This is a genomic window from Tropicimonas isoalkanivorans, from assembly GCF_900112335.1.
GTDB classification, from domain to species: Bacteria; Pseudomonadota; Alphaproteobacteria; order Rhodobacterales; family Rhodobacteraceae; genus Tropicimonas; species Tropicimonas isoalkanivorans.
In genome coordinates this window covers 51589-77475 of the sequence record NZ_FOLG01000011.1, presented here as the reverse complement: position 1 = coordinate 77475, position 25887 = coordinate 51589, and the positions used below count along the sequence as shown (strand labels likewise).

The following is a 25887-nucleotide window of genomic DNA, read 5'->3' as shown; positions in this document are numbered from 1 at the left end:
CATCCCGCGACGAACCAAGGCAATTCATGACGCGCCCGAACATCCTCTTCATCATGTGCGACGACCACGCCGCCAACGCGATCTCGGCCTACGGGTCGGGGCTGAACAGCACCCCCCATATCGACCGGCTGGCCGATGAGGGCATGCGGCTGGATCATTGCTATGTCACGAACTCGATCTGCACGCCGTCGCGAGCGGCGATCCTGACCGGCACGCATAACCACGTGAATCTGGTCACCACGCTGGACACGCATCTGGACAATCGCCTGCCGAACGTCGCCAGGCATTTGCGCGCCTCGGGCTATCAGACGGCGATGTTCGGCAAGTGGCACCTGGGCGAGGGGCCGGCGCACGAGCCGAGCGGCTTCGACGCATGGTCGGTCCTGCCGGGCCAGGGCGACTATTTCGACCCCGAGATGATCGGCCCGGAGGGCCCGGTGGTCGAGAAGGGCTACGCGACCGACATCATCACCGACAAGTGCCTCGACTTCCTCGAAAGGCGCGATCCCGACCGGCCGTTCTTCATGATGTGTCATCACAAGGCGCCGCACCGGCCCTTCGTGCCGCATCCGCGCTACGACCACCTCTACCAGGGCGATCTGCAGGTACCCGAAACCTATGACGACGATTATGCCAACCGCGCCGCAGCCGCGGCCGCAGCGAAGATGCGGGTGCGGCAGGACATGACGTATGAGGACCTCGGCCTCGTCCTGCCGGAGGGTGGCTCGGAAGTGGGCGAGCGGGAAAAGCCCGGCTCGGACATGCGCAAGGTGCCGGACGATCACCGGGGGCTGGTCCTGATCGACCGCAAGACCGGCGAGCGCCATATGTTCGACAGCAAGCGCGAACTCGACCTCTTCAAGTATCAGCGCTACATCAGGCGCTACCTGCGCACCATCGCCGGGATCGACGACAATGTGGGGCGGATGCTCGACTGGCTCGACGCCAACGGCCTGGCTCGCGACACGATCGTGATCTATACCTCGGACCAGGGGTTCTTCCTGGGCGAGCACGGTTGGTTCGACAAGCGCTTCATGTACGAGGAATCGCTGAAGATGCCGTTCCTCGTGCGCTATCCCGCCGGGATTGCGGCCGGCACCGTGGGGCGCGAGATCGCGACCAACGTGGATTTCGCGCCGACATTCCTCGACTATGCGGGCGTGCCGGTGCCCAGCTACATGCAGGGCGTCAGCCTGCGCCCGGTGCTGGAAGGTCGCGCTGCCGACGGCTGGCAGGAGGTGGCCTATCACCGCTACTGGATGAACATGGACGACATCCACAACGCCTATGCCCATTACGGCGTGCGGACGGATCGCTACAAGCTGATCTACTGGTATGCCGAGGGGCTGAGCCAGCCGGGGGCCAACGACGGCGATGCGCCGCCCGAATGGGAGCTGTTCGACTGCCACGAGGATCCGGACGAACTGCGCAATCTTGCGGGCGATCCGGGGCATGCGGAAGTCTTTGCGGACATGCTGGCCCGCCTGGATGCGAAGATGGCCGAGATCGGTGACGTGCCGCGCCACGACAGCGCCAGGGCTGTCGCGGAGCAGGCCGGGCCTTTGTCGTGAAACGGCGCCCACGGGGCTGCGGAGGGTGCAGGCACGCAAGGGCCGAACTGCCCATAGCCGCAAGCGTCTTGATGTTCGCAGGGGCGGCGGCGTGAGAGGGTGTTGCGGCACAGCGCTGGGGATGGCTGCGCACCACGCCTCCTACATGGACGCCGCGCTGCGCGTTCCCGTGGCGTCCCCTGCGGTTCGCGAGGAGCTGCGTGCCGGACTGATCCCGCTCGCGGGCGGGTTCTTCGACATGGGCGCGCGGCAGTCCCGATTTCGCGAGGACTTCGACGCACCGCGCCGCAGGGTGTGGCTGTCGCCGTTCCGCATGTCGCCCACGGCCTGCACCAACGCCGAATTCGCGCGCTTCGTCGCGGCCACCGGCTACCGCACGGTGGCCGAGGTGGAAGGCTGGTCCTACGTTTTCCACCTGCTTCTGGACGATCCCGCGCGGTTCCCGAAGTCTCCGCCGGGCCTTCCCTGGTGGCGGAAGGTGGACGGTGCCTGCTGGTCCGCGCCGGAGGGCCCGGGCAGCGGCACGGCCGGCCGGGAGGATCACCCGGTCGTCCATGTCTGCTGGTTCGACGCGCTGGCGTATTGCACATGGGCCGGGCTCGACCTGCCAACGGAGGCCCAGTGGGAGTTCGCGGCGCGGGGTGGCCTCGCCCGCAAGAAGTTTCCCTGGGGCAACACCATGTCCCCGAAAGGCAGGCCCGCGATGAACACCTGGCAGGGCCGGTTCCCCGTGGAGAACACGGCAGAGGACGGCTTTCTAGCGACCGCGCCGGTCGCGGCCTTCGCACCCAATCGCTTCGGGCTTTACAATACCTGCGGCAACGTTTGGGAATGGGCGCGCGATCTCTACGCGCCGCATCCGCCGAAAGGCCCCTTCCCCCTGCGCGATCCGTCCGGGCCCTTGCAAGGCGGCGCCCGCGTCCAGCGCGGCGGATCCTATCTCTGTCACGTCAGCTACTGCGACCGCTATCACGTCCATTCACGCACCCGCAACGACCCCGATAGCTCGACCGGCAATGCCGGCTTTCGCGTGGCCCTGGATCAGGGCTCCGACGAAAGCACCGCCCGCCGCACCAGGCGGATGCAGTCAACGAGAGAGCGCAGATCGCGGACGTCGAGCGCAGCATCGTCGCCGTCGAGGACGACATCGGTCAACGCGCGCTTGGCGTTCGACGGTCGAAACGTCCACTTGACGTTCCGCTGATCCGTCTCGCTCCTCTTCCGCCCGCGTCAGGATCGCCTCGAACTCGGCGTCGGGCATGCGCATGAAGCCCTCGGATCGGGGTGGGGTCATCGGGTCCTCCTTTCGCCGCTCAGCCGATCTTGCAGCCCCAGAAGGACGTGTGATCGGCCGCGAAGTAGCCGTCCGCGACCCGGAAATACCCCTGCAGCTCAACGGTATCGCCCGCCGCCAGCGGCACCATCGTCTGCAGCCAGAGGGACGTGGCTTCCGAGACATGCGCGCCGCTGATCTCACCATAGGAGCCCCGGATTTCGGTCGCGCCGTTCAGGACGAGACGGCCTCGCATCCGGGCCGCTGTGCTGGAATTGACCTTGTAGAGCAGCGTCGCACCGAAGAGGTAGGTGCCGCCCACGGGCGCTGTGAACAGGTTGGTCCCGGCATCAAAGGCACCCTGATCGTTATAGTCGGTGTTGTGAAGGCCCCAACCGTTGGCGCATCCCATCCGACGCGCCATTCGATAGCTGTTGATCATGCTCACGAGGACTGAATGACCGTCCGCTTCGCGCAGCTGTATTGCGTGGCAACGGGGTTGGTCTCTGAGCCGGAGCCTGTCCGATTTGCGTCCAACCTCAGAGAAGATACGCTTTACCTACAAGTTCTACCACGGCCTGCCGCCTCAAGAACCGCGCAGAGGGCATCCATTGAACACGGCATTTCACTTGCTCGGCTCCGCCTTCACTCAAATGTCAGGGGCGGATCATCCGAAAGGATCGACTGAAGTGCTTTGATCGGCCGCGAACCGGACAGTGAGGTCTTGCAGAACGCTTCGACCTCGATCTGCCAGAGCGGCTCGGTCAGATCGAGTCGGACGAGCCCCTCGCGGCGCGCCTTCGGGACGAGCACGTGGCTGACGATGGCGAAATGATCCGTGGCTGCCAGTACGCCGAACATCACCGAGATCGAGCTGGTCTGGAGAATCGGCCGAAGCCGTTCGGACGGCCAGTGAGACATGGAGCGCGAATGCTCCTCGAACTCCAAGTCCTCGGTGAACCCGACGCGGCTGTAGTCGGTCAGCGCGTCTGGCGTCACTGGCAGACCGGCTGTCAGCGGATGACCCTCACGACAGACTACGACCATCTCGCTGCGAAACAGCGGCAGGCCGATCATTGCGTCACTCATGGGACGGGTCGGTCGAGCCGTGACAATCAGGTCGAGCTGATCCCGCCCCAGCCGGTCCACGAGTTGGCTTGAAATACCGCTTTCGACGTCTATCGCCACATCGGGAAACTCGCGATGGAAGCGGACTACGACGTCGGGAAACGAACTGACGGCGAGCACAGGCCCGACGCCTACGCGGATGCGGCCACCCAGCCGGTTCTGGACAGTCGAAATGTCCATCGACGCGAAGCGGGCGTGCTGGTCGATGGCGAGCGCATGGCGGTGCAGGGCCGTTCCGGCCTCTGTGGGCTCGAGCCCCCGCGCCGAGCGTGTGAAGAGCTCGCCGCCCGCGGCACGCTCGATCAGCTTGAGGCTGCTCGTGAGTGCGGGCTGGCTGATGCCCTTGCGCCGTGCCGCCTCGTGCGTGCTGCGCGCCTCGTAGAGCGCCAGAAAGTTCTCGAGGTGGCGGGACACAAGCATCCGCAAGGGATAAATTCCATCTATCGGAGGCGCGTAAAGATATATTGGCGCTTATCTCTGCCCCCTGCAAGACTCGGTTCGGGAGGTAAGATGCGTACGATTTTCGTCCTGTTCGACTCGCTCAATCGCAGCGCGCTCGGGGCCTATGGCGGCACCGAAGTTGCGACGCCGAATTTCGACCGCTTCGCGGCGCTCGGCGTGGCGTTCGACACGCATTACGTCGGCTCGATGCCCTGCATGCCGGCGCGGCGCGATCTGCACACTGGGCGGCTCAACTTCATGCACCGCTCCTGGGGGCCGATGGAGCCCTACGACCGCTCCTTCGTGCGGCAGCTGTCTCAGGCGGGAGTCCATACGCATCTCGTCTCGGATCACCTGCATTACTTCGAGGATGGAGGGCATGGTTTCCACACTAAGTTCGACAGCTACGACTTCATCCGCGGGCAGGAATACGACCCCTGGGTCGCGCTGGTTCAGCCGCCGGTGGAGCGCATCCGTTCGCAGTTCGATCCACGCCATTACAACACCGAGACACCCGACAAACATCTCCAGCACGCGATCAATCGCCAGCGCATGGAAGAGGAAGAGCAGATGCCGGGGCCGCGCTGCTTCGCCTCGGCCTTCCGCTTCCTCGACGACAATCGCACGGCCGACGACTGGTTCCTGATGCTCGAATGCTTCGACCCGCACGAGCCTTTCCACGCCCCCGAGCGGTTCAAGGACACCTATCGGACCGGCTACGAGGGCCGCATTCTCGACTGGCCGCATTACGAGCGCGTTGCCGAAAGCCCCGAGGAGATCGACGAAATCCGCGCCAACTACGCCGCGCTCGTCGCCATGTGCGACGAGTATTTCGGCCGGCTGCTCGACTATCTCGACACGCACGGGATGTGGGAGGACACCTGCCTCGTGCTGGGCACAGATCACGGCTTTCTGCTGTCCGAACACGGCTGGTGGGGCAAGGCGCGGATGCCTTATTACGAGGAGATCTCGCATATTCCTCTGGTCGTGCATCACCCCGCGCATACCGCTCAGGCCGGGACCCGCCGGGATGCCCTCACACAGACCACGGACCTGATGCCGACCTTTCTGGAGGTCCACGGTCTCGACGTGCCCGGCGAGGCGCGCGCGACGAGCCTCTGGCGGGTCGTCGAGGACCCCAAGGCGCGCCCTCGTGACGCGGCGGTGTTCGGCGTGTTCTCGGGGCCCATCGGCGTCACCGACGGGCAACACGTCCTCTATCACTACCCCCCCGATATCTTCAGCGAGGGCCTGGTCGAGTACACGCTCGCCCCAAACCACATGACCGAGCCATTCACGCCCGAGGAGCTGCGCACCGCGCGCCTCGCGCCGGCGTTCGACTTTACGCAGGGCATCCCACTGCTCGCAATTGACGCGACGGCGGAGGCGAAGCGCCCCCCGAACAACGACGGGATCGGGTTCGACGATCTCGGCACGCGGCTCTACGACCTCGTCGCCGATCCCGCGCAACAGAACCCGATCCGGGACGACGACATCCAGTCGCGTCTCGAAGCGGCGATGATCGCCGATCTCCAGCGTCACGACACGCCGGAGGAATTCTACCGGTGGTACGGACTGCACCACCGCTCATCCGAAGGGAGGATACCATGAAAACCATCAAGATGCTGGCGGGTGCGCTCGTCTGCGCAACCCTCGCGTTGCCGGGTGCGGCACAGCAATTCCCGGAGCGCAATATCGAGAACATCTACCCTTGGGCGCCGGGCGCCACCATGGCCGCGAGCCAGGTGATCGCCGACGCCATGGGCCAGGAGCTCGGGGTGAACATCTCGGTCGTTTCAACGCCGGGCGCGGCCGGAACCAAGGCGTTCGAGACAGCGCTGTCGCGCCCCGCCGACGGCTACACGATCTTCGACGGCTACGTGGCGCCTCTGGTCCTGCAACCGATGCAAGGCAACGCCGACTGGACCTACGAGGATTTCACGCCGCTCTGGTCCGCGACCTCGAACAGCTTCGCAATCGTCGTGCGCGAGGGCGAGGACCGGTTCGAAGACCTGCCCGCGCTGATCGCCTACGCGCAGGAGAATCCGGGCGAGCTGCGCTATTCGCCGGGCGTCGCCGGCGGCCTGCCCCACATGGTCGGTGCCAAAGTCCTTCAGACCTCGGACGCGGTGGCCCAGCTCGTGCCCTACCCGGAAATCGATGTCGCGATCCGTGACCTACGCAGCGGCATTCTCGATTTCATGATCATCAACCCCGGCGTCTATACGGTGAACAAGGACGAGGTGGACGTGCTCGCCGTCCTGTCCGAACTCGAGGACGCCTCCGAGACCTATGACGGTGCGCCGCGCGTCCAGGATTTCGGCATCGACCTCGGCATGTCCGGGCTCGCGCCGATGGGCTGGAACTGGTGGCTCGTCCGCGAGGACACGCCCGAGGACGTCGTCGCCACCCTGCGCGAGGCCATGGGCGCCGCGCTGAACGACGAAGAGGTGCAACAGCGCCTTCTCGACATGGGCTATGTGCCGACGCTCTACAGCCCCGAGCAATATGCCGAGATCGTCGGTCCCGTGGCGGACGACCTGCAAAGCGGCATCGACGCCGTCGCCTGGGAGGAAGAGCAGCTTCAGTCGCTCGACAACTGATCCGCGCGGGCGTGGCGGATAAACCGCCGCGCCCGTCCATCCCGGGGCCCGCCATGCGCAACCTCCAAACCTATGCCTTCGACTGGATCGCCTGGATGCTCTTCGCCGCGATTCCGGTCGCGATCTTCTGGCAATCGGCCACCTCGCTGGCCGAGCAAGGCGTGGCAAGCGGCGGACCGATGCGAAACGCCGCGATCTATCCCAAGGCGGTCGCTGTGATCATGATCGGGCTTCTGGTCCTGAACGGCCTCCGCGTGGCGCTGGCGCGCGTGGCCGAGCCGTCGCCACCAACTTGGGACGAAGGGACCGGCAAGGCGGTCCTCACGACAGGCCTTTTCATCGCCTACCTGGTCGCGTTGCCGTTCATCGGCTTCCATATCGCCTCGCCGGTCATTTCCGCCGTTCTCTTCGTGCTGCTCGGCATCCGTCCGCTCGTCGCCGTTGCGGGCGGCGTTGCCCTGTCGCTCTCTGTGGCCTTCGTCTTCGAAGGCCTCCTGAACGTCGTCCTTCCGGTGGGGATCTTCGGGATCTCCCTCTTCAGCTAAGGCCGCCCAGATGCTCGAACTCATCCGCGAAGGCGTGCCGCTCTTCTTCTCCGCCCAGGCACTCCTGCTGACTTCGCTCGGAGTCGCGGCCGGCCTCGTGATCGGTGTGCTGCCGGGGCTTGGGCCCCTCATGGGCATCGTGCTGATGCTGCCCGTCGCCTTCCACTTGCCGCCGGTCCCGGCCATGGGGATGCTGATCGCAATCTATATCGGTGGCTCGGCGGGCGGATCGATCTCGGCGATCCTCCTGCGCATCCCCGGCACGCCGCTCGCCGCCGCGACCCTCTTCGACGGCTATCCGATGGCGCAGAAGGGCCGCGCGCAGGACGCCGTCGGCCTCGCCGTCTCTGCCTCGGCCATCGGCGGTCTGATCGGCGGGCTGATCCTGCTATTCTTCTCGCCGATCCTCGCCGATTTCGCGCTGCGGTTTGCGCCGCCGGAATATGCCGCCATGGCGATCCTGGGACTCCTGACGATCTCCCTCGTGTCCGAGGGCTCGCCGCTCAAGGGCATGCTGTCGGGCGGCCTCGGCCTCGTGCTGGCCATGGTCGGCACCGACGAATTCACCAACGCCTACCGGTTTACCTTCGGCAACTTCAATCTCTCCAGCGGCCCACATCTTGTTGCCGTGGTCGTCGGGCTCTTCGCGCTTTCCGAAGTCGTTTTCCAGATTGAGGGCGGCGGGTTCCTCAAACGCCCCAGCATCGACCGGCTCGGGATCTCGCTGAAGGGCCTGCGCCTTATCCTCTCCCACAAGCTGAACCTCCTGCGCTCGGCGCTCATCGGCACCTTCTTCGGCGCAATCCCTGGGGCCGGCGGCGATGTCAGCGCCTTCATCTCCTACGCCACGGCCAAGCGCCTTGCGCGCGAGGAAGAGGGCTATGGCGATGGCGCGCCGGGCGGTGTCGTCGCCACCGAAGCCGCGAACAACGGCACCTGCGGCGGCGCGCTGATCCCGAGCCTGTCGCTCGGCATCCCCGGCGATGCCTCGACCGCCGTGCTACTCGGCGCGCTGTTCCTGCTGGGCTTTTTTCCAGGACCGGATCTGTTTCAGAACACACCTGAGATCGCGGGCGGCATCTTCCTCGCTTACCTGACGAGCAACGTGGTGCTTTTGGTCCTGGGCCTGCTGCTCGCTCCCTTCTTCGGGTCGGTCCTGCGCATCCCGAAGGCTTGGCTGCTACCCATCGTGCTGCTGCTCTCGACGCTCGGGACCTATGCCCTTCAGAACTCGGTCTTCGACCTCTGGGTCATGCTGGTCTTTGGCGTGGTGGGCTACGTCCTGCGGCGCGCGAGCTACCCGCTCGCCCCCATCATCATCGGCATGATCCTCGGCCCCGTGCTCGAGAACAACTTCCGCCGCGCGCTGCTCCTGTCCCGCGACGGTCTGTCGATCTTCATTGAGCGCCCGATCAGCGCGACGATCCTCGCTGTCGATGCCCTCCTGCTGATCGCCATCGTGATTTCGACGATCCGCCGCTCGATCTCCCCGAGAGCAAGCGCCTCTGACCCGGTTTAGCAAACCTTCCCGGACGTTCTTGGCCGCAATCCAATGAGCGAAGGACCGCTTCGTGGAAGCTGCACCGCGGCACCCCGCTGCCATCGAATGGCGGGTCTGGGCCGTGAGCGTCGGCAGGACAGATAAGCGGCCATCTCGGACTGTCGCGCTGCCGCAAGTCCGCCCCGAGCCCATACTGACCTCGCTGGTGGCAGCCTGCTTCGCGCTTACAGCATGGTCCGGCTCGACGTGGTCGGCCCATTCCCGACCTTCACGCGACACTACGACGCCGCAGTGCGTCGTCTCTAAAGCTGCCGTCGGCGACTTTGTGCAGCGTCGCTCAACTTGTGAAGGTCGGAAACGCAGACAGAGCAGTTCTCCAAAACGGTGAAGGCGGGTGGTGCGACGGCCGGGAGGGCAGGTCGGACGACATTCAGGGCGCGCAGCCGGCGTGGACGAACGTGGTGGCGGATCAGGCATTCAACGAGAGCCGCCACCAAAGCCACCGCCATTGCGGCGCGCTGCCATGCTACTTCTGCTCGCGCAGAACGACCTCGCCGGCGGTGTCGATGTAGACGTAGTGTGCCGCATCGTAGGACGGCAGCTCGTCGAGGAACCGCCCTTCGCCGCAATCCTCGCCATCGTCCGCCACCACAAGTCGGGCGAGGCCGTTGAGGAACTCCGGGATCTGCCGCGGATCGCAGACGGCGACACCATCGATCTCGTCCGGCACGAGTGCGACATCGCCCTGCTGGTTCACGTAGACAAGGCCCGATCGATTTCCGAAATCAGCGAGGACCGGCGCGAGCCCATCGGCGAATGCACCTGCCATGTCGACGGACCCCTCGGTGCCGTCCCTGTCCGTGACGCTGGAAAAGGCAAAATCCGACTGCGTCATGAAGGCGATATCGAATGGTCCTGTCCAGACCTGCGCGAGGCCTTCCGAAAACGGCTCGGCGGCGTCAAGTGTCCACTTGCGCGGCAATTGCAGCTGGCCGTCGGTCGAAATGAAACCGGCCTGCCCGTCGCGTGCCGCAGCAGGCGCGAGCCCGCCAACGAAATCGCCTGCCTCGACGAACTCCGGTTCGATCGCGATGGCGCCCGTGGGGTCGATCCAGCCGTAGCTCGCATCCATAACCGTGCCGTCCTGAAACCAGGCCAACCCTTCGGAGAAGGTGCCAAAATCGCGGATCTCCATGCCCCGCAAGTCTGCCGGCAATTCGTCACGCCAATAGGTGCGGCCTTCGCGGTCGATCAGGAAAGGCTTCAGCGACCTCTCGACAAAAAGATGCGCTACGGTGCAGCCTTCTGAATATGGTTTGAACGGGTTGTCGATCCAGCGGCTTCCGTCGACGTCGATAATTGTATCGGACTCGTATCTGGGTTCGACGACATATATGCCTTCGGTGTCGATGATGCCCCATTGCCGTTCACTGCCGACAGCGGCGCGGGCCTCGTGAAAGTCTCGCGCCTGCGCCCATTGTGGCTCCAGTTGCCAGCTGCCCTCGCGGTCCACATAGCCCCATTGACCGTCCTGCGGCATCGGGAAGAGGACGGGGCCCGCGGTCGCGACCGTCGATCCGCACGGGGGCGCCCCCGCGCCGACCGGCATCTCGTGCATTTCTGCCCTGGCCATGCTGCCGGCGCAGACGAGTGCAATGACACAGCTTGCCGTATGGAAATTCATCACTGTCATCCCACCTCCTCCTTGGGGCCCGTGCCTTGTCTGGCATCCCGGACGAGCCGGCGTCCACACCCCGACAAACGTCACTCTTCGGCCGGATCACTTTTGCGTAGTGACATGCCTCAGGGCCCATCCATCGTGTTCGATTCTCATGATACGGACTTCCGGATCTTCGAGCGTTCCATCTATACGCAGGCGAAAGATCGCCCGTTGCGGATGTCCGAAATTGCGAAACGTCGCGTGGACGGTGAGCAGGCCGCGGAACATCGCCCGCTCGGGCGCCGGGAAGACCTCGAGATCCGTGATATCCCTATCTTGGGTGCCGAAGAGCGGGTCGGCGCCAATATTCCCCTGCCTCAACCGCTCGACGACATCGGAGAAGAAGAAGGACCGGGCGACGGAGGGGTGCAGCGGGCCGATCGCGCTCTCACTCCTCGCGCTCAGTTCCAATTCATAGACCCGCCGCACCATGTCGACCGCTTCGGCAATGAGCGGATCGGTTTCGGGCTGGCTGCCCGATGTGTCTTCCCGGAGGAAATTGGCGGAGACCCACCCCTCCACACGTCGGTCTGAACTCTTCATCAGGCACCAGCGGGGCGGAAGTTGCGCCTTCTGATCCTCCGTCAGTTCGTAGTGCTGTTGCCGGTTGAGGAATGGAACGCAGGTAACCATCCGCAGGCCAGTGGCATCGTGTGCGAATTCCCCTATCACAAGATGATCGGTGCCGGGCCCTGTGCGCACATTCAGCGTATCGTCTGCGGCCACACCGGTGACTTGCCATGCATCGGGACCGTGGCCGCCCATCTGTGCAAACGCCAGGCTTGGCATCAACAGCACCAGAGTGGCGAACAGGGCCCGCTTAATTGAGAATAGCAACTGGCATCTCCCATATTTCTCCCACGTCGCGGTGCCCCGAGACGGCCTTCTAACTACAAGCGACCGCCCAACTTCATAATTGGTGGAGCAGTGCTGGGTCTGTTGCCTCGGTGGTCTGGAACGCTGCCGTCGATCCCCCGCATACGGTGTTTCGACCGGGTCGCGCCGCCGACGGCGCGGTTGTGCTCGGGGCTGCGATAGGCCGGGCGGACGATCAGCGGCTTGCCCAGCCGGTCGCGCAGCGCCTGAAGCTTGTCGAGCGCCGGTTCGTTGACGAGCAGTTTGCCGGTGCCGCGGCAGGCGATCTCGGCAGGCGAGAAGTTCGGCCAGCGCCAACTGCTCTCGGGGACATCGCGCCTGTGGTCGTAGAAGGTCGTGGTCATGGGGTCCTCCAGAAACGAGAAAACCCGCCTCGAAGGACGGGTCCGGTGGTCTATCGGGTCGGATTATTTTGGGCTACGGGCCGTTGCCGAAGACCTTCAGCTTGATGGCGACGCCCGCGAGCAGCGCGAGCAGGACCGCCGTTGTGACCGCGCGGACGACGGTCTGAACGGCTGTACGGCGCACCAGTCGGAGCAAATCCAGCATCGAGCGCAGGTCACGGATGTCGAGCGCGGCCCCGTCGCCCTCGAGCCCGACATCGGCGAGCGCGCGCTTGGCGCCTTCCTCGGCAGCGCGCGCAAGGATCGCCTCGAACTCGTGCTCTGGCATGCGGACGAAGCCGTCCTCCGGGCGTTGTGGGGCCATGGCGTGCCTTCCTCAGCCGATCTTGGCGCCCCAGAACGAGGTCTGGTCGGCGGCGAAGTAGCCGTCCGCGGCGCGGAAGTTGCCCTGCAGCTCGACGGTGTCGCCGGCGGTGAGCGACACCATCGTCTGCAGCCAGAGCGCCGTCGCCTCGGAAACATGCGCCCCGCTGATCTCGCTCCGCGAGCCGGGGATTTCGGTCGTGCCGTTCAGCACGAGCCGCCCGCTCATCCGCGCGGACGTGCTGGCGTTCACCTTGTAGAGGAGCGTGGCGCCGAAGAGGTAGGTGCCGTCGACCGGCGCCACGAACCGGTTGTTCGCGGCGTCGAAGGCCCCCTGATCGTTATAGTCGGTGTTGTTGATGACGATCTTCGTCCAGGCCCCCACACCGACGTAGTTGTCGTAGTTGGTATAGGCCTTGAACCGCGGCAGCCGGGGCTGGTCGACGATGCCGGTGGCGTTGTCGACGCTGAGCCCGTCGAAGAAGGTGCTGCCGTCGGCGGAGACCGCGAGGCGGAAGCGGTCGGAACCGAAGAGCCCGACCAGCGCCTTGGTCACGAAGCCGGTCTGCAGCGTCAGGCCGAGATCGTCGCCCGTGGCCTCCTTGTTCATGGTGTAGAACAGATCTCCGGTCCCGCCCTCGGCCACCGTTTTCGCCGTCCAGAGCGCGGCGTTGAGCTTGGCCGAGAACGGGTTCGACGCATCCGCTGTCGTGCCGATGCCCAGGAGCGCCATGTTCTGCAGAGCGTCCGGGGTCGTGCCAACCCAGCTTGCGCCATCGTAGACAAGCAGCAGACCCTCGTCCTCGACCCAAGCCCGCCAGCCGGTCCGGGGCGGCAGACGCAGCCAGGCGCCGTCCGTCCAGAGCGCCACGTTCAGGTCCCAGCCCGCCCAGTCGCCCGTCGCGCCCGAGCCGACGATGTAGCGGTCGCCATCGGCGGGCGAACCAGGCGGCGCGGTCAGGTCCCGGTCGAGCACCGAGAGCTGGACGAGCCCGTCGAGGATCCGCAGCGCCTCGTTGTGGGTGACGTGCTTCTGGGCCTGCGCCGCCAGGATGTAGGGCAGCAGAAGATGGGTCGTGGCGTCGGACATGAGATCCTCAGAAGGTCAGCGTGACGGTTTTCGGCGCACCCCGCCCGACGAGGGCGGAGAGCTGGAAGATGCGGACGGTGACGCTGTCGCCGGGGCCGAGCGGCGCGCCCCAGTCGGCGCTCTGCTGGGCGGCGGTGTAGACCGCGTTGGTGGTGGCGGTGCTCAGCACCCGCTTCACGGTGGCGCCGTCGAGGATCTCGATCTCGTAGGCCTCCAGTTCCTCGCCGAGAGGCACCTCGAGTCCGCCCCAGCTGTCGGCCGCGAGAGCTCGGGACCGGCGCGTCCAGCGGATCGTCAGATCGCCGGGCGTGCGCGGCCTGCGCCACGGCTGCTCGACATGGGCGACCGAGAACGGCCGCAGCCCAACGCCCTCGGACGCGAAGGACTGCGCGACGTAAGTCTCGTCGCTGACCGAACGGCTGGCCGGACCGATGCGCCAGTTCCACGGGATGCCGAGATCGGCCTCGGCGATCGGCAGGGACGCGAGGCTGTCGTCGAGCACCACCACCCGCGCGCCCGCAGGCGCCGGATTGCCCATCGCGCCTTCCGTGCCGCGCTGGCCGCGGAGGAGTCGGGTCAGGCGATACCGGCCGGGCGCGAGAAGCTCCGCCGCACCCGCCTGCACGATCTCCCAGACGCCCGGCGCGCTCTCGATGGCGAGCGCGTTCGCCCCGCCGAACAGCGTCAGGTCCGTGACGCTTTCCAGCGTGCCGGTCAGCAGATCGACCACCAGCGCATTGCCGAGATCGAAGCGCGACGTGGGGCCCGCGTAGAGGTCCGAGACCAGCGCCCCGATCCGGGCGCGGCTGCCGAAGGTGGTCAGCAGCTCGAAGCCATCCGTCGAAGGGCTGCGGAACACCGCCATCTCGCCGGGCCACGGCGCGGCATGCGCCGCGACAAACGGCCGATGCGCAGGCTGGTCCTCGGTCAGCTGCGGCAGGTCCATCAGCAGCGCATCCGGCGCGCCGAACACCACGGCCCGCGTCAGCGACGCCGCGCGGGGATCGCCGGGCGGCAGATCGTAGGTCGCGCGGTCCTGGCGGACCGCCTCGATGCCGCGCGCCTCGGCGTCGGCGATGGAGACGAGCCGCAGATCGACCAACCGCCCGTCATGCTCCAGCCGGATCGCGTCGGCCGGATCGAGCGCGAGCCGCGAGGGCGGCAGTCGGAACGCCGCCGTCTCGCGCCCCACCCACGCCTCCATCAGCGCGCGGCGGCAGCGGCGCTCGGCCTCCTCGGGCGGCACCGCCATGGGGAAGGACTCGGACGCGATCCGCGTCGTGTCCACGGTGATGCGTCGCGCCTCGACGAGGGCGGCGTCGTAATCCTCGTCCGCCCGCGCGACCTGCCACTTCAGCGCCTGCGGCAGTTCGGTCTCCTGGCCGCGCGTCAGTTCCTGCACGTCGCCCTCACGGGCGGCCACCAGATCGTCGGGCGCGAGGGTGGCGACAGAGGCCCGGCCGCGCATGACGAAGCGGATCACGCCCTCGGTCTCCACCGCATCGAAGCCGAAGTGGCGCGACAGCGTGGTGATCGAGGCGCGCGGGCTTTCCAGCGCCGTGATGGCGTAGCCCTCGACCGCGCCCCAGAGGCCCGAGACGTCGATCCGGGGCCCGGGCAACCCCGCACGCAGGCAGAGATGCCGGACCAGTGCTGCCAGCGACACCGCGCCGAGACGGCCGGTCAGCCAGTGGCCGAGCCGCCAGTTCGCGCCGTCCGTCCAGACGTCGGTCAGCGCCGGGAAGAACGGATAGGGCCGCGCGTCCCAGGTCCAGGCAGCGCATTCGGGGACGTGCACCATGCGGCCGCCGTAGACCGACGACACCGGGTTGTTCGCCGGAGTGCCCCACCAGAGATACGTCGCTTCCAGATAAGCGCGCTGGATCGCGTCATCGCGCCAGCCGCGTGAGAAATGCGGCGTGAAGCTTTCCGACGATTTCGGGTCGAAGAAGACGTTCGGCTGGTTTGTGCCCCGGTCGATGGCCGGGCAGCCGAGCTCGGTGAACCAGATCGCCTTGGACTCGGGTACCCACGCGGTCGGCGTCCCGCTCTCCACCCCGCCCGGACGGTCGTAGTGCGCGTTCGACCACCAGGCGCGCAGATCCTTGTAGCGGAAGACCCATGGCTTGCCGGCGGCGCCATCGGTGATGGGCGTCCGGACCTGCGCCGACCGGTCGGCGGCGCTTGCATAGAACCAGTCGAAGCCCTCGCCACCCGCGATGTTCGCCTGCAGGTAGGCGCGGTCGTAGATCGCGGGCCAGCCCTCGGCCGCGTCCGCATGCTCGAAACCGTCCCGCCAGTCCGAAAGCGGCATGTAGTTGTCGATGCCGACGAAATCGATCTCCGGATCGGCCCAGAGCGGGTCGAGGTGGAAGAACACGTCGCCCGAGCCGTCGCCCGGCTGGTGCCCGAAATACTCCGACCAGTCCGCCGCGTAGCCGATCTTCGTCCCGGACCCGAGGATCGAGCGCACATCCGCGAGCAGATCCCGATAGGCCTGCACGGCCGGATAGGTGGACGCGCCCGAGCGGATGGTGGTCAGCCCCGGCATCTCGGTCCCGATGAGGAAGGCGTCCACCCCGCCCGCCGCCGCGCAGAGATGGGCGTAGTGCAGCACCATGCGGCACAGACCCCAGTCACCGGATGGGCCGGTCCACGAAACCGACTGACCCGAGACACTGAAGTTGGCGGGCGTCGCCGCGCCGAACAGCGCCGCGACCTGGCTTGCGGCCGTGGCGGTCTTGTCCACGGTTCCGGCGTAGCCCGCCGCCGGAGAACAGGTGATCCGCCCGCGCCACGGGAAGGCAGGCTGGCCGGTTTCTCCGGCGTTGTCGCTGTACGGGTTCGGCAGTGCGTTCCCGGGCGGCACGTCCATCAGGATGAACGGATAGAAGGTCACCCGCAGCCCGCGCGCCTTCATCTCCTGGATCGCCTGCACCACCGCGAAGTCGGACGGCGTGCCGCCATAGACGGGGCGGTCCTGATCGTCGCGGCTGACCAGGAAGGCATTGGCGCGGCTGACGCCGTTGACCGACCAGCTGGCGGGCGTGGTGGATTTGGCCGACACCTCGACGCCCGGCCGCACCTTGCAGGATCCCGCGCGCAGATCGTCGCCGAACCAGGCGACGACAAGGCTGACGCTCTCGACCGCCGGGGCCATCGCCTGCAGCCGGTCGAGCGCTCCGACTATGTCGGTGGAGTCGGCCAGCGCGTTCAGGTTCTCGGGCACCGTCACGCCGCCATCGGTCTTGCGGATGGCCTGCGTGGCGTAGGTGAACTCGCCAGAGGCCGGGATCATGGTGACGGCGCGGGTCAGCCCCTCGGCGGTGTCGGGATCGGCGAGCGGGCGGAACACCTCGAAGGACAGCTGCGGCAGGCGGTTGCCGTAAGTCGAGAGCGCCAGTTCCTCGAAGACCACATAGGCCGTGCCGCGATAGGCGGGCGTGCTGGCGGCACCCATCCTCGCGGCGATGAACGGATCGGCGGTCTGGGCCTCGTCGCCCGGATACCAGCGCCAGGTGACGCCGGAGAGGTCCATCGGCTTGCCGTCGGACCAGATGCGGCCGATGCCGGTGATCGGTCCCTCGCAAAGCGCCACGGCGAAGGAGGCGTAGTAGAGATACTCGGTCGTCTTGACCTTGCCGCCCCCGCCGCCCTTGCCGCCGCCTTGGGTGGTGGTCTTCGTCTCCTCGCGGAAATCCGTCGCCCAGATGATGTTGCCGCCCATCCGCATCCGGCCGTAGAGCCGCGGGACGACCGCGCCCTCGGTGGCCGAAGTGATGCGCAGCGTGTGGAGCCGCGCGCCCTCGATGCGCTGCGTCGGCGCCAGCGACGAGATGATCCAGCTGTCGACGACCGAGCCGATGCTGGAGCCGATGAAGCCGCCGATGGTGGCGGCACTGACGCCGAGGATCGCGCCGCCGATGCTGCCGCCAATGGCGGCGCCAGCGGCGCCGAGGACAAGCGTTGCCATGTGCGGATCTCAGCGTTGCGGGAACAGGAAGGCGAAGGCGATGCGCCGCCGCCGGGCGTTGGTGAGCGGTTCCTCGATCACGCCGAGCCGCTCATAGGCGTGGAGGAAGCTGTCGGGGCCGGTCAGAATCCCGACATGCTTGGCGATGGCGCGGGGCCTCATGCGGAAGAGGACCAGCGCGCCGGGACCGGCATCGGCCGGAGAGATCTCGGGCATAATGCGCCGCGCGCCCTCGGCGAGGACCTCGCGCGGGCCGGTTTCGCCCCAGTCCCGGCTGTAGGGCGGGATCGGGAACGGCTCGGGGCCCACGACTTCGCGCCAGACGCCCCGCACCAGCCCGAGGCAGTCGCAGCCGACACCGCGCAGGCTCGCCTGGTCGTGGTAAGGCGTGCCGAGCCAGGAGCGCGCGACGGCGATGACGCGCGCGGGGTCGGCCGATGTGAGGGGTTGCGTCACAGCACGGACCCCTCGTGCCCACCATCCTTGGTGGCGTAGCGCAGGACCGCGTCCTGGCCGGGGATGTGCGGGAAACCGCGGAAACTGGCGGTGTTTGCGAACTTGGCCCCACAGGTCTCCATGCGCTTGTCGCAGCCCGCACGGATGGTGAAGCCGTCGCCCTCGGCGATCGCGCGCACCGGCGCTTCGAGCAGGGTCAGCAATGCGATGCCGTCCGTCACGTCATGGCCGAGCACCTCGGTGCGCCGCCCGGCATTCGCGCCGCTCGTCCAGTCCAGCGTGCCGAAGGTGAACCAGCCGGAGGCGAACCCACCGAGGCCCGAGGCGGTGAAGGCCCGGTCCCGCAGGAGATCGATCACGGCGCCCGTGCCCTTGAACGCCGGATCCTCGAGATCGACGCCGCAGCGCCCATCGCCGAGCGCGGCGTCACAGGTCGCCTGGAAGGTCCGCCCGACCGTCTGGCCAAGGACATGGGCGAGCGAGCGGACCTCGGCGACGAACGCTAGCCGCCCGCGCCGGATCTGGCCGATGGCCCCGCGGCGCATCAGCACGCGCTGGCCGGTGTCGGCCCAGTTCACGCGCCAGACCTCGACCTCGGCGTTGTCCCAGCGGCCGTCCAGGATGTCGGTCTCGGTAATCCGGTCGGAGGTCAGCACGCCCTCGGCGTCCTGCGCATCGACCGACAGGTCCGAGCCCGAGCGCACCTCCGAGGCCGTCAGGCCGCTCTCCGGCTCGAAGTCCGTCCCATCGAAGGCGAGTGTCCGGTCGTGATCGGTGAAGCCGAAGGTGACGCCGTCGGCCCGCGTGATCCGCCAGCACCAAGCCAGCGTCGTCGTGCCCTGGTCGAGATGGGCCTGAAAGGCGGGCGCGAGGGTCTTCATCGGCGCAGTTCCAGCAGCGGAATGGAGGTGATCGAGCCGAGCCGCTCGAGGTCGAGCGTCACGTCGAGCGCGTCGGTGTCGAAGCGGACCGGCACGTCGAACTCGAAGCCCGCGGTGATCGCGACGCCGGAGCCCGGCGCGGGGCTCAAGCTGACGACGCCGGTTGTGGCATCGACCGTCCAGCCGGAGGGCTGCTCGACTCCCGCCAGCGCGATGCGCACGCTGCCCGCAACCGGTTTGGCAATGGCGCGCGTCCAGGACTGCGCGCCCGAGGCATAACGTTTGACCAGCTGGAAAGCGGTCGTCGTGCCATCGCCGGTGCCGATCGACTGATCGGTCGGCGATGGCGTGCCCGAAGGCAGGCAGGACTTGTGGTCGCCCCAGTCCTTGAACCGGAAGCCATGCAGCCGACCGTTCCGCGCCTCGAAGAAGGCGACGACGGCGGCGAGATCGTCGGCGCGGCGAATGCCATAGGCAACGTCATAGCGACGGCGCGAATTGGCCCAGCCGGCGTTGCGCTCCTCGTCGCCCGAGGCGAGCTCGACGATCTGCGTCCGCCGCTCGGGCCCGCCGCGCGCGCCGCGGCTGACATTGTCGGGAAACCGGACCTCGTGAAACGCCATCACATGCCCCTCCGCCCGAGCGACACGGCGCGGGCGATGTCGGCCGCGACCTGGGTGCGGGATTGCCGGAAGCTCTCGGCATCGCGGGCCATGATGGTGACGTTGACCCCGCCGCCCGCGCCGTAGCTCTGCGCCTCGCGGCGCGAGAGAACCCGCTCGCCGCGCTGCAGGATTGCGGGAACCTCGTCGTGGCGAAGTCCGGCCATGCCGCCTGAATGCATCCGGGGCGCGGCGGCGAAGACCATGGCAGGGACCAACCGTGAAGGCCCGGCCGATCCGACCATCCCGCCCGCATGAAGGACGTTGGCGAAGATGCCGCTCGCGCCGGAGAACACGCCGGAGAACGCATTGGCGATCGGCCCGAGGATGAACCGCCGCGCCGCCAGCTGGGCGAGATCGGCGAGCAGCGAGGTGACGAGGTCGCGGAAGTTCAGCTTGCCGGTCCGCACGAACTGGCCGACCGCGTTCTCCGCCGACTGGAAGGCGCCGACGAGGCTCTGGCCGATATCGCCGCCGATTTCGCGCGCCTTGCTGGCGTAGTCCGACAGCGCGGCGGTGACCGCCTGCCAACCGGTGACGGCAGCTTCGGTAGCGGGCTCTGCCGCAGCGGCGGCAGCTCCGGCCGCCGCGCCTGCATCCGTCGCGGCACGTCCGGCATCGCCGAGCGCGGTCTCCAGCCGCTCGGCCGCTGCGGTTGCCTCGGTCAGCGCATCGGCACTGGCCTCGTCGGTGCCGCGCACCGCGTCGCGCAGAGCCTGCCAGCTTTCGAGCGGCGCGCGAGCCCCTTCGGCCAGATCGCGCGCGGCCCCGCGATAAAGGTTCGCGGATTCGAGGGCCCGGTTTGCCGCCTCCGTCAGGCCGAGATCGGGCGCGGTCAGCGGGTTGTCCTCGAAGGCCCGGTCGAAGGCCGCCTGTGCCGCCGTCGTCGCGGCGGTCGCCGCGCCCTCGAAGCGGTTCTCGATCTCGCCGAGGTCGAGGTCGGGCACCAGCGTGATGCGGCGCTCCGACCCCAGCGCTTCCAGCCCCTGGTTGATGCCGCCGATGAAGCCGTTGATGCGAGCGACCACGCCGTTCAGCATCGCCTCGACGCCGTCGACCAGGCTGTTGGCCGCCTGGAACGCCAGATCGCCGATGGCGGCCGGCAGCAGACCCCAGATCGCCTTGATCGCCTCGTAGGCGCCTTCGAATGTATTCGCCGCCGTATTCCCGAAACCGACCACGCTTTCGATGGCGCTCTGCATCCCGGAGGCGGCGTCGGCCTTCAGGTCGAAAAACATCGCCGTGGCGGCCGCGCCCGCTGCGGCGGCGCCCATCCTGATCCGCTCCCAGACCTCGACCGCGAGGTCCTTCAGGAGCGACATCGCCTCGCCGAAGCCGCCCGCGCCCGACACGAGGCGGGTGAACTGGTAGACGAGCTCGCCCGCGGCGACGATCAGCGCCCCGATGCCGGTGCGGATCAGCGCGCCGCGCAGGACGACAAGCGCCGTGGCAAGGCCCCGGACGGATAGCGCGGCGGCGGCCATGCCGGCGACCCAGCGGCCCGCGAGGAAGGCGGCGAAGGTCGCGGCATAGGTCGTCAGGCGGCCGATGTTGTCGAAGAGGCCGCGGATCGTGATGCCAAGTGGGCCGGTGCGGCTGGCGACCGCCGCCATGGCGTTGGCAACGGCTTCCAATGCCGGTGCGGCGGCGACAGCGAGCTGGTTCGACAGCCCGCGCCAGATCAGCCCGAGCCGGGAGATGGCGTCGTTCGTCCGCTCGATCTGGTCGGCATCCTGCTCCGAGACCACGACCCCGAAGGCAAGCACGTCCTGCGTCGCCTGGCGCAGCGTCGCCGTGTCGATCCGCGACATGGCGATGGAGCCTTCCTCACCGAAGAGCTGCCCCGCGACCGCCGCGCGCTCGGCGGCAGGCACGAAGCTCTCGATGGCGGCGTTGATCGCACCCACACGCTGATCCAGCGGCAACGCGATCAGCTCGTTGGCTGAGAGCCCGAGCCGGTCGAGCGCATCGGCGGCGGGACCGGTCCCGGCGGCCGCCTGGCTGAGACGGCGCGTCAGATCCTTGGTCGCCTGTTCGATGCCGGACATCGACACGCCCGCCAGCTCGCCCGCCCGCTCGAGCGTCTGGATCGAGGCCACGGTGGTCCCCAGCGACTGCGCGAGCTTGGCCTGCGCATCGACTGTCTGCAGCCCGGAGCGGATCATCGCCACACCCGCGGCGGTCGCTGCGGCAACTGCGGCGGCCGCCGCGACCCGGACGCGCCGCGAGAAGGCCGCCAGCCGGGCGTTGGCCGCTTCCATTTCGCGGCTCAGCCGTCCGAAGCCGCGCGACCCGGCTTCGCCCACGCCTTCCAGTTCGGCGCGCACCTGCCGTCCACCCACGGCCGCGAGGCGGACGCTAACCCGTTTTTCCGCCATGGGAGTGTTCCATCTGTTCGTTGAGTTTGGCCACCATCACCGCTTCGATGGCGGGCAGCAGTTCGGCCATGGCGAGCGGCGGCACGCCGAGCGCGTCACCGAGCGCCAGCGCGGCGGACATGTCCCATCCGATCACGGCGCCGGGCAGCACCCGCATCTGGCCGCCGAGGCGGCCGACCAGGTCCCAGACCTGCCAACCCTCCGTCGTTTCCGGACGGTTCAGCTGCGCCGGACAGTCCGGGCACGCTTGCGCGCAGGCTTGGCAGTATCGGTCGCCCCCGCCGAAGGACCATTCGGCGAGGGCGCGGAGGCGTTTTTTTCCTGTTCCAGCAGCAGGCCCTTGGAGACGTAGGTCAGCTGGAAGGCCTCGAAGATCGGCCAGATATCGAGCAGCGCGTCGATGGCCTCGGGGCCCGGGTCGATCGCGTTGCCGTCGGCGTCGCCCACGCCCTCCCAGGCGAGCACCGCCCGCCGCGCGAGCGCCTTGGCGAAGGCAACGGCGCGTTCCTCGTCCGAAGCGTTTTCGGGCACCGCCTCGACGGCCGGATCGCTGCGCGTCGCCACCATCAGGGCGGTGGTCAGGGGGCGCAGCTGCACCCGCACGCCAGGCGAGAGGTCATGCCAGCGCGGCGCGTTTGTCAGGTCGAGCGTGAGCATCAGTAGGTCTCCACGTCATTCACGAGGGTTGCGGTGCACATCCGGCCGACCACGCTGTCGCGGGCCGCCTGCCAGTCGAAGGTGGCTTGCACCCCCTGCGGTCCGGAAATCTCGATGCGTGGGCGCGGCAGGTAGACGGCGTGCACGGTGAAGGTGAAGCTCTCGCCCGAGGGCAGGACGTAGGCGAACTCCATCTCGCAGGCCTCGCCATTGATCGCCTGCGTCACCAGAGCCTGGTCGGCGAAGCGCACCTCGATCCGGCCGGTGAGCGCCGCGATGGACGGATCGGCTCCATCGATCCGGCCGTCGCTGCGGATCGTCTCGATGCGGTCGAGGTTATTGGCATAGGTGATCTCGGCCGAGACCACGTTGCCGAGAGCGGTGCCGTTGCGCGTGATCGCACCGTTGAAGTGCCCGAAGCGCTTCAGCTCCAGCGCCGCCGGTGTTCCGGCGCTGGTCGTCGTGCCCACCGTCTCGCCCTGCGCCACCAGCCGCGCCGTCGCCGTCAAAAGCCCCGAGCGCTGCATCTGCCAGGTGATCTGGTCGAGCACGCAGCCCGAATACATCGCGTAGCGCGGCACCTCTGGCATGCCGGTCTCGATCGACATGCTAGGCAGTGTCCAGGACCCCGACTGGAACTCGTGGCTGTACGGGGCTTCCGCACCCGTGGTCGTGGGCGCGCCGAACGCGGCCTTCAGCCAGAAGCCGAAGGCCTCGGCATCGAGCGGCACGACAACGTCGCCGTCCGCCGTGACCGCGTCCTTGATTGGCGCCAGCGGATCGCGGCCGTAGCCCAGAAGCTCCGAGTTCAGCAGCGGCTGCTCCGCCCCCAGCGACGTGCTGGCGAAGGGCACGCGGGTGAAGCCGCCCACGGGCGGCGTTCCATAGGTCGTTTCGAACGCAAGCGCCATCAGCGCCAGCGCCCCTTGGGCTCGTGCCATGTCTCAACTCCTGTGGTCGGTTGGGTCAGGTCAGCGGGTCGGCCGTGGAATAGTGCAGCACCACCGGGATGACGGCCGCCTTCAGGCTCGCCGCGCCTTCGACCGGCAGATCGACCGGCCGTGGCGCTTCGGCCTCGATCCAATCGCAGAGCCCGCCCAGCGTTCGGTCGGCGGCGAGCGCCGCGCCAATGCTGGCGCAGAGCGTGTCGAAGGCCGCGTCGCGGTCGGCACCCTGCACGACGGCCTCGATCTCCGCGCGGTGCTGGTAGTGGTAGGCCAGCGGCGACAGCGTAACCTCCGGTTCTCCGGGTTCGCCGTCGCGCAGGATCAAGAGGCCGGCGGCGGGCACGCGTTCGGTCAACACCTCGCCGCGGAGGGCGGTGGCGGGCAGCGCAGAGAGCCGCGCGTGCAGCGCGGTGAGGATGGTTTCGCGGGGGGTGGGCATGGCTACCGTTTCGGTTATGGTGAGAAAAATCTCCCCAAGTTCATGAGATCGCTATGCAATTGATGATGGGCGGCATAAACGGAAACTATCTCAGGAATATCACCGAGAATGCGGCCGTCGATACTCAGGAAGTCTTGGCCGCGGTTGCCTATGCGACAGATGCTGCCCTGCTATTCGATTGGTGCTGGAGTCACTCGATTCCGCTCAAGTTCTATGGACGCCTCGATGAAGGCGTTGCCGTCAGCACATCGATTCTTGCCACCTTCCTCAACCGCAAGTCGGCTCGGTTCCAATGCCGACTGGTTCAGCACCACCATGCAAAAGTGATATGGTGGCGGGAATACGGCCTCTACATCGGCTCCGCCAATCTTACGCAGAGCGCGTGGTACAATAACGTGGAGGCAGGCTGCTTCTTTCCGGAGGCCGAGATTACCGACGATATGGCAGCAGATATCCTTGACCTCTTCTCCGTATTGGATCGGAACTCCACTCCCCTGACAGATGAGTTGCTGGCCGTAATGCAGAAGCGCGCCAAACAGCTATCGGCATCGAAACCGCCGGCGGACGAATTTTGGGGCAGCCCGAGTTTCACCAAGTGGTCAGGCCTCGTTCAAACCGCGAAGAAGAAGGCGACCGACCGCCAGCGGCAGTCTTTCCTCGAAGAGTGGCACTCGACCCTGCAACAGCTGCGCGACATAGGCGACGTGGTTAGTCGGCCGGAGAATAGGCCCTCTTGGATTGATGCTGATGCTCCGGCGGGCGCGCAGGCAGATCAGTTCCTGCACGCACACTATTACCAGCGCACCTTTGACGGACGGCGAGCCCTCTACGCGGACTTCTTCGAGCGTAACAGACGCGATCCCGACGCCGCGCTCCGCGATGCCGTAGTCTGGTGGCGCAACTTGAAGAATGCTCCTTCGGAAGAAGACAACATGCTGAACGACACCGCGCCCATGCTGCGGGAGGCACTCACTGCCGAGGCCATCGACGAAATGGACTATGAGGAATTCCGCGCGATCTGCATGGGCATACATTCCATCAAGGACTACGCGCGCCGCGTCGCAAACAAGGCTGTCGGTCTTCGTGAAGACGGGACAAAGTACACGATCCCCGAAAAGGTCGATGCGCTTTCGAAGCGGATATGGGATGACAAATCCGCAGGCGGCAACGATGTGAAGCAGCTTCTGAGTTTCATACTCTACGGTGGCCCGGAGGCGCAGTTGCCGGAGCGGCTCTGGACCGCCGTTCATGACCCGAAGTGGAAAATCGAAGGTCTTGGAGTGAGCGCACTGGGCGAACTCGTCGGTTGGGCGTTGCCGGATCGCTTCCCGCCACGAAACGGCAGAACATCGAAATCTCTAAAGTCGTTGGGCTATGACGTCACGGTCCACGTTGGTTGATTATCCGAAGCTCCCCTCCACCCAGTTCGCCACGATCAGCCCCGGCACGCTGTCGAGCGCCCGCTCGGCGTCGCGGTCGAGGTCGAGCCGCTTCGGCAGCTTCACCTGTGGCACCAGCAGGAAGATCGGCGCGGTGACCTGGCTGCGGCCGGTCTTCGCGCGCGACGCAACCGCCTGGCCGCGGGTGTTGATGCGAGCCCGGTCGGCGACCAGCAAGCTCGGGCCGCGGCGGCGATAGACGAACCGCAGGCGCAGGCCGCGCCGTCGCTCCCATTCCCCGGGCGTGATCTTTCCGCCGCGCAGGCCTCGCCCGGCTGCCTCGGTCGGGATCGCCAGCCAGAACCCGTCCTTCGAGCGGATCAGCGGGCCGGTGTCGTGGGCGCCGACGATGACAGGAGCCTTGGACCAGACGAGCGCCGCGGCGTTCAGGCTCTCGCCGGCCTTCGGATATGTCTGGCTGCGGATAGAATTCGCCAACCGCCTTCCCAGCCCCGCCCCGGTGATTTGACTGCGCCAGGCGGTCTTGAGCCCGGTCCCGGCCTCGCGCATGGTGGCTGTGACAGCCTTTTCGCCCGCTTTCACCTCCGCGGCCATGGCGGCGACGAGGTCGGGCGTGATGTCGAGTTTCAGCTTCATCGA

24 protein-coding genes and 1 pseudogene are annotated in these 25887 nt (G+C 67.2%); 7 read left to right on the top strand and 18 right to left on the bottom strand.

Annotated features, from left to right (window positions below; all coding sequences use genetic code 11):
- Positions 1-26: 26 nt before the first annotated feature.
- Together BM075_RS16610 and BM075_RS16605 are read left to right on the top strand one after the other, a co-directional pair.
- Complete coding sequence (locus BM075_RS16610; RefSeq protein ID WP_093361818.1) at positions 27-1571, top strand: sulfatase family protein; 1545 nt, start codon at positions 27-29, stop codon at positions 1569-1571.
- Positions 1453-2595 (top strand): annotated as a pseudogene (locus BM075_RS16605) (formylglycine-generating enzyme family protein); the annotation flags it as partial. The gene BM075_RS16610 and the pseudogene BM075_RS16605, both read left to right, overlap by 119 nt.
- A 17-nt stretch (positions 2596-2612) precedes the next feature.
- On the opposite strand, the gene BM075_RS25125 reads toward BM075_RS16605, so the two are convergent.
- The 3 genes from BM075_RS25125 to BM075_RS16590 form a co-directional block, all read right to left on the bottom strand.
- On the bottom strand, positions 2613-2726 hold the full coding sequence (locus tag BM075_RS25125; protein WP_342741259.1) for a DUF6127 family protein: 114 nt from the start codon (positions 2724-2726) through the stop codon (positions 2613-2615).
- 158 nt (positions 2727-2884) lie between these two features.
- Entirely contained in the window at positions 2885-3286 is a 402-nt protein-coding gene (locus BM075_RS16595) for a hypothetical protein (RefSeq protein WP_245758887.1), read from the bottom strand.
- Positions 3287-3489: 203 nt separating this feature from the next.
- Entirely contained in the window at positions 3490-4392 is a 903-nt protein-coding gene (locus tag BM075_RS16590) for a LysR family transcriptional regulator (RefSeq protein ID WP_093361817.1), read from the bottom strand.
- Between the two features lie 90 nt (positions 4393-4482).
- Here BM075_RS16590 and BM075_RS16585 point away from each other — a divergent pair, with 90 nt between their 5' ends.
- From BM075_RS16585 to BM075_RS16570, 4 genes are read left to right on the top strand one after another with little or no spacing between them, the layout of a single operon-like run.
- Entirely contained in the window at positions 4483-6024 is a 1542-nt protein-coding gene (locus BM075_RS16585) for a sulfatase (RefSeq protein WP_093361816.1), read from the top strand.
- The gene (locus BM075_RS16580) at positions 6021-7016 is read left to right on the top strand and encodes a Bug family tripartite tricarboxylate transporter substrate binding protein (RefSeq protein WP_093361815.1); all 996 of its coding nucleotides are present in this window, start codon (positions 6021-6023) and stop codon (positions 7014-7016) included. Before BM075_RS16585 ends, BM075_RS16580 begins: the two co-directional genes overlap by 4 nt.
- A 53-nt stretch (positions 7017-7069) precedes the next feature.
- Positions 7070-7561: a tripartite tricarboxylate transporter TctB family protein gene (locus BM075_RS16575; RefSeq protein ID WP_093361814.1), complete on the top strand. Its 492-nt coding sequence runs from the start codon at positions 7070-7072 to the stop codon at positions 7559-7561.
- 10 nt (positions 7562-7571) lie between these two features.
- On the top strand, positions 7572-9080 hold the full coding sequence (locus tag BM075_RS16570) for a tripartite tricarboxylate transporter permease (RefSeq protein WP_093361813.1): 1509 nt from the start codon (positions 7572-7574) through the stop codon (positions 9078-9080).
- Positions 9081-9588: 508 nt separating this feature from the next.
- On the opposite strand, the gene BM075_RS16565 is transcribed toward BM075_RS16570, so the two are convergent.
- From BM075_RS16565 to BM075_RS16505, 14 genes are all read right to left on the bottom strand, one after another.
- The gene (locus tag BM075_RS16565; RefSeq protein WP_093361812.1) at positions 9589-10755 is read right to left on the bottom strand and encodes a WG repeat-containing protein; all 1167 of its coding nucleotides are present in this window, start codon (positions 10753-10755) and stop codon (positions 9589-9591) included.
- An 87-nt stretch (positions 10756-10842) separates the two neighbouring features.
- Positions 10843-11619, bottom strand: a complete 777-nt coding sequence (locus tag BM075_RS16560) for an SH3 domain-containing protein (protein ID WP_093361811.1) — start codon at positions 11617-11619, stop codon at positions 10843-10845.
- A 53-nt stretch (positions 11620-11672) separates the two neighbouring features.
- Positions 11673-12002 (bottom strand): D-Ala-D-Ala carboxypeptidase family metallohydrolase, encoded by a 330-nt coding sequence (locus tag BM075_RS16555; protein WP_218152871.1) that lies wholly within the window; start codon positions 12000-12002, stop codon positions 11673-11675.
- 73 nt (positions 12003-12075) lie between these two features.
- The gene (locus BM075_RS16550; RefSeq protein ID WP_093361810.1) at positions 12076-12366 is read right to left on the bottom strand and encodes a DUF6127 family protein; all 291 of its coding nucleotides are present in this window, start codon (positions 12364-12366) and stop codon (positions 12076-12078) included.
- A 12-nt stretch (positions 12367-12378) separates the two neighbouring features.
- Positions 12379-13455 carry a DUF2793 domain-containing protein gene (locus tag BM075_RS16545; protein WP_093361809.1) on the bottom strand — a complete coding sequence of 359 codons (1077 nt, stop codon included), beginning with the start codon at positions 13453-13455 and terminating at the stop codon, positions 12379-12381.
- 7 nt (positions 13456-13462) lie between these two features.
- The gene (locus BM075_RS16540; protein ID WP_093361808.1) at positions 13463-17428 is read right to left on the bottom strand and encodes a baseplate multidomain protein megatron; all 3966 of its coding nucleotides are present in this window, start codon (positions 17426-17428) and stop codon (positions 13463-13465) included.
- A 9-nt stretch (positions 17429-17437) separates the two neighbouring features.
- Complete coding sequence (locus BM075_RS16535; RefSeq protein WP_093361807.1) at positions 17438-17884, bottom strand: NlpC/P60 family protein; 447 nt, start codon at positions 17882-17884, stop codon at positions 17438-17440.
- A complete protein-coding gene (locus BM075_RS16530; protein ID WP_093361806.1) occupies positions 17881-18765 on the bottom strand; it encodes a DUF2163 domain-containing protein in 885 nt (294 codons plus the stop codon). Before BM075_RS16530 ends, BM075_RS16535 begins: the two co-directional genes overlap by 4 nt.
- Positions 18762-19388 carry a DUF2460 domain-containing protein gene (locus tag BM075_RS16525; RefSeq protein ID WP_093361805.1) on the bottom strand — a complete coding sequence of 209 codons (627 nt, stop codon included), beginning with the start codon at positions 19386-19388 and terminating at the stop codon, positions 18762-18764. Before BM075_RS16525 ends, BM075_RS16530 begins: the two co-directional genes overlap by 4 nt.
- On the bottom strand, positions 19388-21805 hold the full coding sequence (locus BM075_RS16520; protein ID WP_093361804.1) for a phage tail tape measure C-terminal domain-containing protein: 2418 nt from the start codon (positions 21803-21805) through the stop codon (positions 19388-19390). Before BM075_RS16520 ends, BM075_RS16525 begins: the two co-directional genes overlap by 1 nt.
- A complete protein-coding gene (locus BM075_RS24480; RefSeq protein ID WP_177208386.1) occupies positions 21786-21962 on the bottom strand; it encodes a DUF7697 family protein in 177 nt (58 codons plus the stop codon). The genes BM075_RS16520 and BM075_RS24480 overlap by 20 nt, the downstream gene beginning before the upstream one ends.
- A gap of 62 nt (positions 21963-22024) precedes the next feature.
- Positions 22025-22462 (bottom strand): hypothetical protein, encoded by a 438-nt coding sequence (locus BM075_RS16515; protein ID WP_093361803.1) that lies wholly within the window; start codon positions 22460-22462, stop codon positions 22025-22027.
- A complete protein-coding gene (locus BM075_RS16510) occupies positions 22462-23403 on the bottom strand; it encodes a phage tail tube protein (protein ID WP_093361802.1) in 942 nt (313 codons plus the stop codon). Before BM075_RS16510 ends, BM075_RS16515 begins: the two co-directional genes overlap by 1 nt.
- Before the next feature lie 25 nt (positions 23404-23428).
- Complete coding sequence (locus tag BM075_RS16505; protein WP_093361801.1) at positions 23429-23848, bottom strand: acyl-CoA transferase; 420 nt, start codon at positions 23846-23848, stop codon at positions 23429-23431.
- A 53-nt stretch (positions 23849-23901) separates the two neighbouring features.
- On the opposite strand from BM075_RS16505, the gene BM075_RS16500 reads away from it, so the two are divergent.
- Positions 23902-25248, top strand: a complete 1347-nt coding sequence (locus tag BM075_RS16500) for a phospholipase D-like domain-containing protein (protein WP_093361800.1) — start codon at positions 23902-23904, stop codon at positions 25246-25248.
- Here BM075_RS16500 and BM075_RS16495 read toward each other — a convergent pair whose 3' ends face one another.
- Positions 25249-25884, bottom strand: a complete 636-nt coding sequence (locus BM075_RS16495) for a DUF6441 family protein (RefSeq protein ID WP_093361799.1) — start codon at positions 25882-25884, stop codon at positions 25249-25251.
- Positions 25885-25887: the final 3 nt, after the last annotated feature.